General features: G+C 45.6%; 1 protein-coding gene. It reads right to left on the bottom strand.

Annotated elements, in window-relative coordinates:
• A partial coding sequence (locus C9J51_RS19375) for an EF-Tu C-terminal domain-related protein (RefSeq protein WP_244907489.1) occupies positions 1–581 on the bottom strand: 581 nt, incomplete at both ends.

The raw sequence follows: 581 nt of genomic DNA, 5'->3' as shown, positions 1-581 counted from the left end.
GCAACGATAGTTGCAACAACACCAGCACCAACTGTACGACCACCTTCACGGATAGCAAAACGTAGACCTTCATCCATCGCGATAGGTGCGATTAGAGTAACAGTCATAGAGATGTTATCACCAGGCATTACCATTTCAACGCCTTCTGGTAACTCGATAGTACCAGTTACGTCAGTTGTACGGAAGTAGAACTGTGGACGGTAACCTTTGAAGAAAGGAGTGTGACGACCGCCTTCATCTTTAGAAAGAACATAGATTTCTGAAGTGAAAGTAGTGTGTGGAGTGATTGAACCTGGCTTAGCAAGAACTTGACCACGTTCAACGTCATCACGCTTAGTACCACGTAGAAGAACACCAACGTTCTCACCAGCACGGCCTTCGTCAAGAAGCTTACGGAACATCTCAACACCAGTACATGTAGTAGTGATAGTGTCGTGAATACCGATGATAGCTACTTCGTCACCAACTTTAACGATACCTTGCTCAATACGACCAGTTACAACAGTACCACGGCCTTGGATTGAGAAAACATCTTCGATTGGAAGGATGAATGGTAGATCGATAGCACGCTCTGGCTCTGG

Source organism: Photobacterium iliopiscarium (assembly GCF_003026395.1).
GTDB lineage: Bacteria > Pseudomonadota > Gammaproteobacteria > Enterobacterales > Vibrionaceae > Photobacterium > Photobacterium iliopiscarium.
This window is presented reverse-complemented; position numbering and strand designations above follow the sequence as displayed.